Here is a 14,019-nt window from a genome sequence, read left to right on the forward strand (position 1 = left end):
TCTGGACATTCTGGTGCGGGATCGTGCCGTAGGTCGAATAGGTCAGTTGTGTCGATGCCCTTGCCGATCTGCTTGTCGAGTTTGCCCTTTAGATAGTCCGATTGGATATTGTATTTCGGCTCTTTAATCGTGCCGGTGATGTTTATTTCAAGATCGGTTTTTTCGATGTTTGCTTTAACGGGCACCGAAATCGCGCCCGTTTTGCTATCTAGCGCGCCGCCCGTGACGTTTAGCTTGCTTTTTTGCGCGCTCATATCGGCGTTGAAATTAATTAAATTCTGCTTGATCGTGCCATTTACTTTGGCGTCGTTATAGACCTCGCCGCCTAGATCGCGGCCTAAAATTTTACCGATTTTATCGATCAATCCGCCGCTAGGAAGGCGACCGTTATTGATGATTGCATCGAATTTTCCGCTGTGCGAGCTAGTATTATACGTAAGATTTGCATTGCCCGTGCCGTCGTAGACGTGATCGATATTTAGAAGCGTCGTAAGCTCTTTGACGATAAAATTTTGGATTTTCAAATTTGCCTCATCGCCCGCGATCTGTCCGTTCAGCTCGCCGCCCGCGACCTTGGAATTTATGGTTGCAAACAGGCTTTTGCCGTCGTGCGAAAGCTCGCCGGTCGCGGCAATCTTGCCGTTTAGTCTGCGATTTAAGAAAAATTCTAGTCGCTGCAAGCTTGGGATCAGCAGCGCGTAGTTTGCTTTAAGCGCTTTGTTTTTGAGCTCGTAGGTGCCGTTTAAGCTCTGAAGCTGCGCTAGATCGGAGTTCGCGCTAGCGCTAAAGGTCGCGACTGAGTTTTTGATATTTGTCTGTGCCTGCGCGTCCGCTTTTAGATCATTCGGGAAGTTCTTGCCCGTCGCGCCGTCTAAAAATTTCTTAAAAATCACGCCGTTAGCGAGCGAAATTTGCGCCGTGCCGTTGATACCGTCCTTTAAGCTTAACTTCGCATCGCCGTTTATCGTGCCGTTTCCGATCGCGCTGCCGTAAAACAGAGCCGAAAGCACGGCCAGATTTAGATTGCTCGCCTTAAGCTTTAGATCGCTTAAATTTCCGCTCGCATTCAGGTTGCCGCCCATCGCGTTTAGATTTAAGTTTAGATTTTTAAGCTCATTTTGCGCTAAAGCCGCGCTAAGCTCGCCGTTTGCTTTGCCTTGCAGCTTCACTCCCAGGACATTTTGCAGCGCGGCTAGATCGTTTGCGTTTAGCTTTGCGCTAAGCTCGCCGTTTTTGTTTTTCAGATCGTATTTAGCCTCTGCATCCGCTTTAAGCGCGTCTTTAAATGCTGAAATTTGCGAGTTTGAAAGCTCAAGCGTAGAAAAATCGGTCTTTAAATTTCCGTTTGCTTTAACGTCGCCAGAAATTTTGCGCCCGATAAGGCTTTCAAGCTTCGCTAGATCGGGCAAGCTTAGATTAAAATCTGAGTTTAAAGTTTTGTTTTTCAGATCAAATTCCGATTTTTCGGCGCTGATCTTGCCTAGCGTCGAATCGATCTTGCTTGCTGCTCGCAAGATGTCATTTTGCGCCGTGATGTCCGAGTTTAGCGTGATCTGCACGCCCTTTGGTATGGAGATATTCATATCTTTAAACGCAGATTCGTTTAGGATCAAATTTGAACTCTTGATGCTTGCGTTGCCCTCTGCGCCGCCGCTGCTAGCCTTGATGTCCGAGAGCACGTCGATATTTCCTTTTGCGTAGATCGGCAGCGAAGCCACGGCAAGGGCTTTTTCGACGTTTAGAGCTTTAGCGTCGATTTGCAGATCAAGCGGCTTAAGGTCTTTTAAATTTGCTAAAAATTTTACGTTGCTATCAAAAATCCGCCCGCTGCCGTTGATGCCGAATTTGCCAAGATCGCCCAAAATTTGCCCCTTAAGGCTCAGCCCTTCGTCAATTTTTATGCCGAGCTTGGCTAGATCGTGCGCGTTTGCGTCGTAGCTAAGATCGAAAGAGCGCGCAAAAAGCGAGTATTTGCCCTTTACGTTTACGCTCGCAGCATCATTTACGTTGGCGCTGATGTCCAGATCGCCGAAATTTAGATCGAATTTCTCAAGCTTCACGTCAAGGCCGCTTTTTTCTTTGATCAAATTTTCTATGTAAGGCTTAGCTAGATTGTTGCCAAAATCGCTGAAAAATAGGCAGCCCGCGCCTACGATAAGCAGGATTAAAATTCCTGCGATTATGCCGAAAATTTTCATTTCGTCCCCTTAAAATTTAAAATTTGAGGGTATTATAGCCCTTAAAATTTAACGTTTGAAATCTCAATACTTGAGTTTAAATCACTAAAGTTTTATAAAAATTTTTCATAAACTATTGACAAGATTTTAAATTTTGCATATAATCTTAGCACTCAAACACATTGAGTGCCAATTTTAGAAATCACAAATCAAAGAAAGGACTGAAATGAAATTTCAACCACTTGGCAAGCGCGTTCTAATAGAGCGCGAGGAGGAAACAAAAAAGACCGCTTCGGGCATCATCATCCCCGACAATGCTTCAAAAGAGAAGCCTTCGACCGGTAAAATCGTAGCCGTCGGCAGCGAATGTGAAGGTGTCAAAAATGGCGATACCGTAGCGTTTGCAAAATACGCAGGCAGCGAGATTAGCTTAGACGATAAGAAATACCTTATCTTAAATTTAGAAGATGTTTTAGGCATAATTAAATAAAAAGGATTGAAAATGGCAAAAGAGATTATTTTTTCAGACGACGCAAGAAACAAGCTTTACGCGGGCGTTAGGAAGCTAAACGACGCTGTAAAAGTTACGATGGGACCTCGCGGTCGCAATGTCTTAATCCAAAAGAGCTTCGGCGCTCCTGCGATCACAAAAGACGGCGTGAGCGTGGCTAAAGAGATCGAGCTAAAAGATACGCTCGAGAATATGGGCGCTTCTTTGGTGCGCGAAGTAGCGAGTAAAACCAACGATCAAGCAGGAGATGGTACTACTACAGCAACCGTGCTAGCTCACGCGATCTTTAAAGAGGGCCTACGCAACGTAACTGCGGGCGCAAATCCGATCGAAGTTAAGCGCGGTATGGATAAATTTAGCGCTGCGGTTATCGAGGAGCTAAAAAAATCCTCTAAAAAAGTAAGTGGCAAAAAAGAGATCGCTCAGGTCGCTACGATCTCTGCTAATAACGACAGCGCGGTGGGCGATCTGATCGCAGACGCTATGGAAAGAGTCGGCAAGGATGGCGTTATCACGGTAGAAGAGGCAAAATCTATTAACGATGAGTTAAACGTAGTCGAGGGAATGCAGTTTGACCGCGGCTATCTAAGCCCATATTTCATTACAAATGCTGAGAAAATGCTAGTCGAGCTAGCTTCTCCACTAGTGCTTCTATTTGACAAAAAAATTACAAATTTAAAAGATCTACTTCCGGTTTTGGAGCAGGTTCAAAAAAGCGGCAAACCGCTTCTAATCATCGCCGAGGATATCGAGGGCGAGGCGCTTGCGACCTTAGTCGTAAATAAACTTCGCGGCGTGCTAAACATCTCCGCGGTCAAAGCCCCAGGATTTGGCGATCGCAGAAAGGCGATGCTTGAAGATATCGCGATTTTAACGGGTGGCACCGTCATCAGTGAAGAGCTTGGCAGAACGCTAGAAAGCGCCTCCATGGCTGATCTTGGACAAGCCGAGCGCATCGTGATCGACAAAGATAACACAACTATCGTGGGCGGCGCGGGCAAGAAAAAAGATATCGATGCGCGCGTTTCGCAGATCAAAGCTCAGATCGCAGAGACTACGAGCGATTACGACAAAGAGAAGCTTCAAGAGCGCATGGCTAAGCTTAGCGGTGGCGTTGCGGTTATCAAGGTGGGCGCTGCGACCGAAACCGAGATGAAAGAGAAAAAAGACCGCGTGGACGACGCCCTAAACGCAACTAAAGCAGCCGTAGACGAGGGTATCGTAATCGGCGGCGGCGCTGCGCTAATCAGAGCGGGACTTAGCGTAAAACTAGCTCTAAGCGGCGACGAGCTTATCGGCGCAGACATCGTTAAGCGCGCGCTTTTCGCTCCGCTTCGCCAGATCGCCGAGAATGCGGGATTTGACGCGGGCGTCGTAGCAAACGCCGTCGAGCAGAACAAAGACAAAAAATTCGGCTTCAACGCCGCAAATGGCGAGTACGTCAATATGTTTGACGCAGGTATCATCGATCCGGTCAAAGTCGAGCGTATCGCGCTTCAAAACGCGGTCTCCGTCGCAAGCCTGCTTCTAACGACCGAAGCGACCGTAAGCGAGATCAAAGAGGAGAAACCTGCAATGCCTCCAATGCCTGATATGGGCGGAATGGGTGGCATGGGTGGAATGATGTAGTCCCATAGGAGCGTCATTCGGCGCTCCTATGCCATTGCAACGGCGTGGTGAGATTTTACGGTGCCCCCGCAATGCCTTTGCGGCGATGCTTTTGCTATGCGCCGTAAAATGAGATGTGCCGCGTTTTGGATATGTCTAAGGCGCGGCGATTTATTATGAATTAGCGATTAAGCGGTGTGATTTTTAGTCACTGCATGATCTTATAAATTTCGTATCTCACCGCAAATTTACAGTTTTGCCGCATTATCCTTTAAATTTAAAAACTTTATCTGAGCTTGCTTTTTACCTTAAATTCTGACTTGCCACTCAAAATCTAAGCGCAGAATTCTAAAACTTTAAAATTTTTTAGCTCTCCTTCTTAAACACTTACAAGATAAAATTTTTTCGTGACGTCATATTTTTAGTGTGATAAAATTCTATTGCCAAACAGAATCCTAGCTGCGGAATTTTTCAAGCTTAGCCTTTTGTTTGGCGATACGGCTTTGAATTAGAGCTGAAATTTTATAGCCTCACTCATTAAATTTAACGCGGCTTAATCTAAGCTTTGCTAAATTTCGCCTAAAATCATGGAAAGGAAAACGATGAAAAATTTAGCTCGTATTTTTTTAATTGCGTTCATTTTGACGAGCTTTTCTGGCGCTTTTGCCGCGCAGCAAAGCCACAAATCTACCGCCGCGCAGCAGAACCATAAATATAAAATTTCATCTCAAAATCTGCGAGCCAAAGATCATTCGAGTAAAAATATAGCGGCAAGATCCTCTGCTGAGCCACATGCTAAAAAACCTGCAAATGCTAAACGTCTTTCAAATTCCAAGCTCACAAAAAATACACGTGCATCTGGGAATCCTGCTAAAAATTCCCCGCGAAAAAGTGCGAAAAATTTTACTAAAAATTCTGGGCAAAATTCCGCATCGCATTCTGCGAGAAATAAAGCATCTAGGCTCCCAGCCAATCAATCAAGCAGCCAGAATGAAGCTAGTAAGAGTCTAGTCGCGACGCTGATGCGTTTGCCAAAGACCCGCATCTATGAGGATGAGGCGTCAAGCGCCCGCGATACGGAGCAAACTTACAGAGGTGCAGATATGCGGAGAAGCGTAAGCGCGCAAACTCACGGAGGTGCGGATGAGCAGACTGGCAAAATCGTAGATGCACAAGCTCGCAAATTAACGACGACTCGAATTGCACAGCCGCAAGTTCGCTACGGCTATAGTGCAACTCGTTCTAGCGCTATGGGGCATACAGCTGCATCTCATTCGAGCGCCACGAAGTATACGGCTCGTCAAAATGCCCGCGCGCCCTATCTTCCCACATCTGCTCGCTCTAGCCGTGCGATAGGGCGCTCTGGCGGTAGCGCGCTTGGTAGGATGCCGTCGCCAAAGCGGGGTAATGCGCTAGGGCAAGGTGCTGCGATGCGTTATGATGAGCGTTGGGCGAAGCCCGCTCCACAGCCTTATGAGCCTGCGCCTGAGACTGAGAAAAAGCACGGGCTAATATTTTCGTCGCAGTGGGGCCCCGCCGCGCCGAAAAGCAAGTGGCAGCAGCACGAAGCCCCGACGGATGACGCTTCGTCGCGCAATGAGTCGGTAATGGATATGCTGCAGGACAAGATGAGCAGGGTCAAGGTGAATATGGAGCTAGTGCGCTAGCCTAGGCGGCGCGCCGGCGCAATTTATATGCGTAGGCGGTTTAAATTTTGCTGCCTCTCGCGATACTGGCGCGGTGTGCAAACACGAACGGCTGACGTTTTTTCGGCTTTGCCGCCGTGCGAAATAATGCCCTAATGCTGCAATTAAAGATAGAATGTTCATATTTCGTCCACTTGCTTTGAATTTCACGGCTACATGCTGCGCTGCTAGGATAAACCATACTGCACTCGTTTTGCGCGAGTGAGCGCTGCGACGATACTGCGGTTAAAATTTCGCCGAAATTTCAAGAGCTTAATTTCGTAATTTTGCATTGTAGGACTTCGCCCGCCTGCTAAGTTCGCGAAATTTTGCTTAGCTGCGTGGTTTGATAAATTTTACTTGCCATCAAATTTTGTAGAGTTTCGCCTGCTAGCGGAATTTTTAGAATTTTATTGGATGGCGGAATTTTATAGTACTCTATTCGCTCAAATTTCGCGACGAAATGAAATTTTTTGCAAGCGCGAAAGCAAAATTTAGCGGGTGAAATTATACGGCGGGTGGCGAGCGCGAATTATTAAATTTTAACCCCGTTTTGAATAAAATAGCGCAAAAAATTCTAAAGGCTTAAATTTGAAAAATCGTTATCCGACCCGCCAAATCTCCGTCGGCTCCGTCAAAATCGGCGGTGGCGCGCCCATCTCCGTGCAGTCGATGAGCTTTTCTAAGACCAAGGACGTGGAGGGCACGCTAGAGCAGATAAACCGCCTGTATTTCGCGGGCTGCGACATCGTGCGCTGCGCGGTGCTCGATAAGCAGGACGCGGACGCGCTCGCACGCATCAAAAAAAGCTCACCGCTTCCCATCGTAGCGGACATCCATTTTAATTTTCGCTTGGCGTTGCAGGTCGCGGAGTTTGTCGATGCTATCCGCATAAACCCGGGTAATATCGGCGGCAGGGATCGTATCAAAGAGGTCGTACGCGCGTGCAAAGCTCGCAGCCTGCCTATCCGCATCGGCGTAAATTTGGGCTCTTTGGAGGAGCAGTTTGAGCAAAAATACGGTCGCAGCGTGGAGGCGATGGTGCAAAGCGCGCTGTATAACGCCGCGCTGCTGCAGGATGAGGACTTTAGCGACATTGCGATCTCGCTTAAGACTTCGGACGCGCCGAGCACGGTGGCTGCGTATCGCGCGCTGCGCCCGCTATGCGAGTATCCTTTTCATCTGGGCGTGACCGAGGCGGGGACGAAATTTCACGCTAGCATCAAGAGCGCGATCGCGCTGGGAGTGCTTCTGATGGAGGGGATCGGCGATACGATGCGCGTGAGCATCACGGGCGAGCTCGAGGAGGAGATCCGCGTCGCGCGCGCGATCCTGCAAGACGCGGGCGTGCAAAAAAGCGGCGTCAATATCATCTCATGCCCTACCTGCGGGCGTTTGCAAAGCGATCTGCTAAGCGCGATCAAAATCGTCGAAGAAAAAACCGCGCACATCAAAACGCCGCTAAATATCAGCGTCATGGGCTGCGTCGTAAACGCGATCGGCGAGGCGAAGGGCGCGGACGTGGCGATCGCATTCGGCAACGGGCGCGGCATCGTGATGCGCCACGGCGAAGTGGTCGCCAAACTCGATGAGAGCAAGCTCGTGGAGCGGTTTTTGCAAGAGGTTGAGGACGAGGTGCGGGTTCGCGAAGGCGCGTGATAGCTGCGGGGTGCCTAGTCGGTTAAAGCGGTTAAAAGCCGCTACGGCGCGTGGCTCAGTTTCGCAGTTTGGTATTTCGGCGCGTTGGACTCATCGCGGTTCGTTTAGGTTTGTCGGTACAGCGCGCCTGAGGCGTGAAATTTTAAAATTTCGTCTTTAAAGCGGCGCTTTTAAATTTGAGCCTTTGGGAGTACGGCTTGGAATTCCGGATTTAAATTTTAGCTCTTGAATTTCGCTTTAGAATTTTGGGTTTGAAATTTTAACTTTGCAATTCGCCGTGGAATTTTATTTTAAAATTTGAGCCTCGCGATTCGGTGCTAAATTTGCGGCGTGAAATTTCGATACGTAAAATTTTAAACCATAGAGCTCAGCGGCGTAAAATTTCAAGGCACGGCGCGGGAGTCGGGCCGCATTAAATTTAGCGTGACGGACGCACCGTTTGCGAAACAGCGAGCGAGCGTTAAATTTAAATGCCGCGGCATTTGGCTCATTGTTTAAGGCATTTGAAAAATTTCAGATCGCGACGCTCGGTTTAAGTTTAGAAAGGTTCGCTCGCCGCAGCTCGGGCGCAAAATTTAATGCCCGAGCCGGGGGCGCTAAATTTTAATAGGCGGGTTTAAAATTTTAAAAAATTCTAAGCCCTAGCGAAATTTCAAGCTCTATGAAATTTCAAAATTTTAAATCCGCCGCGGCAGCCTTTGGGCGCAGCCTTAAATCGCCGCAGTATATGCGGCATAAGAGCGTAGCGGCTTAAAATTGCGTGGCTTTTTGAAGCGCGAAATTTTCAAAGCTGCGATAGTTCTAAGGTCTCGCGACTAGCGTTCAGAGCCGCATCGCTTTTCAAAAGCGTGTACCGGGGCTGTGGATTAAAATTTACGATTTTATAGAGCTTAAAATTTAGACGCGCAAAAGCGCGCGAAACGAGGGGAAGCGATGGCAACGAAGCAGAATGTGCCTGCAAATTTATACGATCTGGATATGGAGCGCGCGATTTTAAGCTCGCTTTTGCAAAACGAGGACGCATACGGCGAGCTGAGCGAGATAATCTCGGTCGGCGATTTTTTCTACAAGCCGCACGCCGACATCTACGAGGCGATCGTCAAGTGCTCCTCGCACAACGAGCCGATCGCGCCGAGCTTTGTTAAAAAATGGCTAGCCGAACGCTACGACGATGGCGCATTTACCGAGGTCGTAGCCACTAGCGGCGTGGTCGATGCTCCAAAATACGCGCTCGAGCTGCGCGAAAAATCGATCAAGCGCTCGCTAATCAAGGTCGCGCACGAGATCCCTTCGATGGTAAACGAAGCCGTGCGCAGCAAAGACACCGCCGATAAAATCAGCTCCAAAATTTACGAGCTCATCGACGAGGAGCGCCACGGCGGCATCAAAAAATCGCACGAGATCATCGCCGACGTAGTAGAGGAGCTGAAGCGTCAAAAGGCGCTCGCAGGCTCGGAGCTCGTGGGGCTTGATACGGGCTTTCGCTTCCTAAACGACTGCACGAAGGGGCTAAAGCCGGGCGAGCTCATAATCATCGCCGCTCGCCCTGGCATGGGCAAGACCGCCTTTGCGCTAAATTTAATGATGAAAACGCTGCAAAGCGGCAAAGGCGTCGTATTTTTCTCGCTCGAGATGCCCTCCGTGCAGCTGATGTATCGCATACTAAGCGCGCTTAGCTCGATCCCGCTAAGCGACATAATGAGCGCAAAGCTCAGCGACGACGACTGGACGCGCTTCAACGACGCTTGCGACGCGGTGCTGAATATGCCGCTTTTCGTCTATGACAGCGGCTACGTGAACATCCACCAGGTCCGCACCCAGCTGCGCAAACTCAAATCTGCAGACGCCAATATCGAGCTTTGCGTGATCGATTACATCGGGCTTATGACGAGCACGAGCAACTACTCCGAGCGCCACCTGCAAATCGCCGAAATTTCGCGGGGGCTCAAGCTTTTGGCGCGCGAGCTCAACATCCCGATCATCGCGCTATCGCAGCTCAATCGCTCGCTCGAGGCGCGCTCGAACAAACGCCCGATGCTAAGCGATCTGCGCGAAAGCGGCGCGATCGAGCAGGACGCGGACATCATACTTTTCGTCTATCGCGACGAGGTTTATAAAGAGCAGATGGAGCGCGAGCGCATTTCGCGGCTGGAGGCCGAGGGCAAGGACGCGGGCGAGCCCGTGTTTAGGCGCAACGACTATCAGGAAAAGGCCGAAATTATCGTCGGCAAAAACCGCTCGGGCGAGGCGGGCAGGACGATCGAGGTGGGCTTTCAGGGCAGATTTACCCGCTTTGTCGATACGAGCTTCGGCGGCGAGCCCAGCGAGAGCGCGATCTTTAACGAAAACGACAATCTTGACTATGTCTCGCAGCTGCAAGATCAGGGCTTTGAGGAGCCTGTTGGGCAGCATCCCGATGCGGCGCAGAATTTGCAGCAAAATTTAACGCAGAATTTTAATGAAGCCCAAAATTTTAATGAAGCTCAAAATAGCGGCGTAAGCTTAAAAGAAAGCTCCGCTAGCACTCGAAATTCCAGCGTAAATATCGATTTTGACGAGATGCCGAGCTTCGGCCAAAGCGGTGAGCAGGACGGCGAGGAGATAGACGGCGAGTCTAAATTTGGCGTAGAGCAGGGCTTGGCAGAGGCGCGGCACGCGGCACAAGACGCTCCGCAAAAGCAAGAATTTAATGGGCAAAATTTAGATGATGCAATAGCGGGCGGCGTCTCGCCTCAAACAGAGCGTATGCGCGGAAATTCGGCCGAGCAGAACGTAAAGAGTGCGGAAGGCGCAAAAGACGCGCTGCAAGATGCAAAAGGCGCATCGCAAGGCGCAGAGAAGGTAGCGGGCGCGTCACGAGGAGCGGAGAGTGCGCAGCGAGAGGATGCCTCGTATTTTGAGAGTGATGATAGTGCCAATGGCGGCTGGTCGTCTTTTGAAGCGCAAGAGCGGCGGCAGGACGAGGCGAAATTTAAACCAGCGCCGCCTCTAAATATCGAAGAGATGGGCATTCCAAAGATCAATGAGGCAAACAGGCTCGATGACGACGACGCGCCGCTGGATCTGTGAAATAGCGCTTAGACTAGCGCTGATCGTTAGCGTTTTTTGCTTCGCGCTTTACGCGCAGGATTTGGACGATGCGGGCTTTTGCGTGCTGGTGGCGTTTTGGGCTTATGCGCTATTTCGGGTGCTATTTAGCTTTTTTTACGAGGCGAAGCAGCGCGCCAATGCGGCGCTATTTCGCAGCAGCGGGACTTTGATTAAAATTTTTAGGGGCAGGCTTATAAGCGGGATTTTGGCCTGCGCGGGCGCGATCCTCTTAAGCGCCACTTTGTCGCTTGGTCTAGCCGATCTGCGCGGCGCGGAGCTATTCGTGACGCTAGCGGCACTGCCTGCAGCTCTTGCTCTGATGCGCCTGGCGGTGCTTAAGCTCAGCCTAAAAGAGATTAAAAATCCTAGAATTTTATCGCTCAAACTTAGCATTTTGCTGCTCGCCGCGCTTGCCGTAGCGGTAAATTTCGCCATAAATTTAGCCTATTTGCGGCTCGCAGACGCTGCGGATACTGCTGCGCGCCCTCAAAATTCCGCGATAAATTTTACTCCGCCTTCTCGCACCGCCGCATTCGCTGAAAATTTCGCGATAAACAACGCTTCCGCGCCCGTCGGAAATTTAGCAACAAATAACACCGCTAAATCCGCTACGAATTCCGCGACGAATAACGCCGCCATAATTGTGCGAAATTCCGAGACTGATAATGCCGTCAAGCCCGCGCCGAACGCCGCTAAAAATCTCACCGCTTCGCCCGCAAATTTTAAAGCGAGCTCCGTCGGGGCGATGTACGCCTCGGCTGAAAATTATAAGGCAGTTCCCGTCGCTACATCGCAAATCAACGCTAAAAATTCTACGGCTAGCTCCGCCGCAGCGCAAAATTTAACTCAAACTCCCGTCACGCCGAACGTGTCCGCCGATAATTCAGCTGAAAAATCCGCGACCAGCCCCGCATCGGTAGCCGAAATTTTTGAAATTTTAAAATCTACCGTGCCGCAAGCGCACTTCAAATCCGCTCTGCTAAATGAAATTTACGCTTTGAAATTTTACAAAAACGCGCTGTTTGAGCTGGCGCTGTCGCAGAGCCCTAACGCGCTAAAAATTGCTCTTTTGTTTCTGATCTGCGCGGGAGATTTCCTCTTTTACTGCGCGATCTTGCATCTTTGCGCCTTCGTGCTTTTTATGCCGCGGGCTGCGCCCAAAATAGGGTACTTTAGCGGCACGATCTTCGCGCTTGCTTACGTCACGCTGTGTTTGATCTGCGCCGCGCAGACGCGCACGGCAGGCGGCGGCTCGGAGAGCGTGCATCCTAAAAGCGCGGTCGAGACGAGCGTGCAGATCGTGCTGCAAAGCGGCGAGCGGCTGATTTTAAGCGCGCGCGAGGCGGACGCGCTAAGAGGCGAGCTAAACGCCACGCGCTTTGCCGCGGAGGCAAACGCCGCATCTGCGCTGAATAGCTACATCGACGCCGTTTACGACGAGGGCGCGAGGCTCAGCGCGCAGAAAATGGCGGATTTTAATTACTCGTTTCTGAGCGATTATCTGGTGCTGTGGCACGGCGTGTGGGACGATGACGCGGGGGCGTATCTGAATGAGAAATTTGCGGGCTTCGTGAGCGAGAGTTTTCCGAAAGATTTTGGCGAGAATATCGCTAAAATCGCTGCAGCAAACGTCAAAAATTATGAGAGCTCGCTAAATTTTACGCTCAAAAAATACGGCGCGAAAATCGATCTCAACGTCACGCAGAGCTTCAGCCTAAAAAGCAAGGCGTATCGCGCGAGCGGGACGGGGCTGGGCGCTCTGGGCGGCGTGCTGGGCGCAAAGCTGATAAGTAAGAGCCTCGCTAAAACTGCGGCTAAAACGGGCGCGAAGACCCTTACCAAGGCGGGCGCCAGCGCGACAAGCGGTAGTGCGGGGCTCGTGTGCGGTCCGGGCGCGGTGGTGTGCGTGCCTGCGTTTGCCGTGGCTACGTGGTTCGGGCTGGATTTCGCGTTTGCCAAGGGCGACGAGGCGCTCAATCGAGAGGAGTTTGAAGCCGCGATCGTGCGCGATATGATGGCGGCGAAAGAGGAGCTAAAGCGCGCGTTGGCGGAGGATTTCAACGCGACGATAGATGAAATTTCGAGTGAAATTTTAAATTTAGACGGGAAGTAAGGCGGCGTATTATGCCCGCGCAACTTAGACCCGTTGCGAGCGAAATTTTACGGCGGATTATGTAGCCTTCGTGCGTAGCGTACGGCGTACGGCGTGCATCAAAACGGGCAGTTCGGCAGATGCGAAACGGTAGCGAAACTAGCGGCGATAAAATTAGCGGTGCAAAACAAGCAGCGCAGCGGGTGTGCAATAAACAGCGCCTCGGGTTTTTGAATTTATAAAATTTTATCCTGCTTTGCTTGCTTTGCCGCACCTGCGCGATTTAAATCGGTTGCGAGTAAAATTTGGCAGCAGATTGCGTAATTTGTCTGCGCAGCGGGCGGCGAAATTTTAAAATTTCATTTAAGTGCAGGTGGGTGGGATTATGGCACACTTATCGCGCTGCCGCGCCTCTTAAATTTTTAAGAAGCAGCTAAAAATTTTTATATATAATCGCCGCTTAAAACAAGGAGTACTAATGAAAAAATTCTATCTTAAAATTTATATACTCATGTTTATAACGGCATTAATAGCCATCCCCGCTGCGGCAAAAGTAAGCATAGACGACTTTAAAACGCAAGAGGAAAAAGATCTAGCGATCTCTTGCGATGACGGCGATGGGAAATACAGTGCGTGTATGAAACTGGCTGAAATTTTAACCAAAAGATGCGATAATGAAGATTTTAGGAGCTGCGAGATTGCGGGAGAGTTTTTATCTGCATTCGGACGATACAGAGACGCTATCGCTCCTTTAAGCAAGGCTTGCGATGCAAATTTACTGTTATCTTGCGTTTCGTTAATGACGACGGATATAGTAGCTACGGGAAATATCGATAGGGCGATAAGAAGCTTGGATAAAATTTGCGATGCCAAAATTGATGGCAGTGAGGAATATTGCAAATTTAAAAGCGAGCTTGAAATTTGCTTAAAAGATACGGAATGCAATCCGATAAAAAGAGGCAAAGAGCTTCTAAACTGGATCGTGGAACAATGATATGAAAAGTTTGGTATTGATAGCGATGTTGGCATTCTAGTGTGCGTATGCTGGTTTTGGTTTTAAAGAAAAGGATTTAGCAAATTTATATTCGCTTTGCAATAAGGGCGATGGGAAATATAGTGCCTGCACGAAGCTAACAGATATATTATCAAAGCATTGTGATGGCGGCAATGCCGAAAAATGCGGAGAGCTCGGATATG

General features: G+C 49.6%; 8 protein-coding genes. 7 read left to right on the top strand and 1 reads right to left on the bottom strand.

What is annotated here, in order from left to right:
- Positions 1-2,198 (bottom strand): hypothetical protein (locus Q0277_RS01740; RefSeq protein ID WP_297994944.1); only part of this gene is annotated, 2,198 nt, incomplete at its 3' end.
- A gap of 205 nt (positions 2,199-2,403) precedes the next feature.
- Here Q0277_RS01740 and groES point away from each other — a divergent pair.
- The 7 genes from groES (at position 2,404) to Q0277_RS01775 (ending at position 13,816) form a co-directional block, all read left to right on the top strand.
- Positions 2,404-2,667 (top strand): co-chaperone GroES, encoded by a 264-nt coding sequence (groES, locus tag Q0277_RS01745; protein WP_005871710.1) that lies wholly within the window; start codon positions 2,404-2,406, stop codon positions 2,665-2,667.
- A 12-nt stretch (positions 2,668-2,679) separates the two neighbouring features.
- Positions 2,680-4,317, top strand: coding sequence for a chaperonin GroEL (gene groL, locus Q0277_RS01750; RefSeq protein ID WP_297944965.1), 1,638 nt, complete (start codon positions 2,680-2,682; stop codon positions 4,315-4,317).
- 581 nt (positions 4,318-4,898) lie between these two features.
- Positions 4,899-5,963 (top strand): hypothetical protein, encoded by a 1,065-nt coding sequence (locus Q0277_RS01755; RefSeq protein WP_297994945.1) that lies wholly within the window; start codon positions 4,899-4,901, stop codon positions 5,961-5,963.
- Positions 5,964-6,572: 609 nt separating this feature from the next.
- Positions 6,573-7,640, top strand: coding sequence for a flavodoxin-dependent (E)-4-hydroxy-3-methylbut-2-enyl-diphosphate synthase (gene ispG / locus Q0277_RS01760; RefSeq protein WP_297994948.1), 1,068 nt, complete (start codon positions 6,573-6,575; stop codon positions 7,638-7,640).
- 933 nt (positions 7,641-8,573) lie between these two features.
- Positions 8,574-10,709, top strand: coding sequence for a replicative DNA helicase (locus Q0277_RS01765; RefSeq protein ID WP_297994950.1), 2,136 nt, complete (start codon positions 8,574-8,576; stop codon positions 10,707-10,709).
- The gene (locus Q0277_RS01770; protein ID WP_297994954.1) at positions 10,663-12,843 is read left to right on the top strand and encodes a hypothetical protein; all 2,181 of its coding nucleotides are present in this window, start codon (positions 10,663-10,665) and stop codon (positions 12,841-12,843) included. Before Q0277_RS01765 ends, Q0277_RS01770 begins: the two co-directional genes overlap by 47 nt.
- Before the next feature lie 457 nt (positions 12,844-13,300).
- A complete protein-coding gene (locus tag Q0277_RS01775) occupies positions 13,301-13,816 on the top strand; it encodes a hypothetical protein (protein WP_297994957.1) in 516 nt (171 codons plus the stop codon).
- The last annotated feature ends 203 nt before the right edge of the window (positions 13,817-14,019 follow it).

It is taken from the genome of uncultured Campylobacter sp. (assembly GCF_938030815.1).
GTDB lineage: Bacteria > Campylobacterota > Campylobacteria > Campylobacterales > Campylobacteraceae > Campylobacter_B.

Excerpts from the sequence above, each read along its gene's own strand:
- groES (WP_005871710.1), top strand. The coding sequence starts at position 2,404 with ATGAAATTTCAACCACTTGGCAAGCGCGTTCTAATAGAGCGCGAGGAG.
- groL (WP_297944965.1), top strand. The coding sequence starts at position 2,680 with ATGGCAAAAGAGATTATTTTTTCAGACGACGCAAGAAACAAGCTTTAC.
- Q0277_RS01755 (WP_297994945.1), top strand. The coding sequence starts at position 4,899 with ATGAAAAATTTAGCTCGTATTTTTTTAATTGCGTTCATTTTGACGAGC.
- Q0277_RS01765 (WP_297994950.1), top strand. The coding sequence starts at position 8,574 with ATGGCAACGAAGCAGAATGTGCCTGCAAATTTATACGATCTGGATATG.
- Q0277_RS01770 (WP_297994954.1), top strand. The coding sequence starts at position 10,663 with ATGAGGCAAACAGGCTCGATGACGACGACGCGCCGCTGGATCTGTGAA.
- Q0277_RS01775 (WP_297994957.1), top strand. The coding sequence starts at position 13,301 with ATGAAAAAATTCTATCTTAAAATTTATATACTCATGTTTATAACGGCA.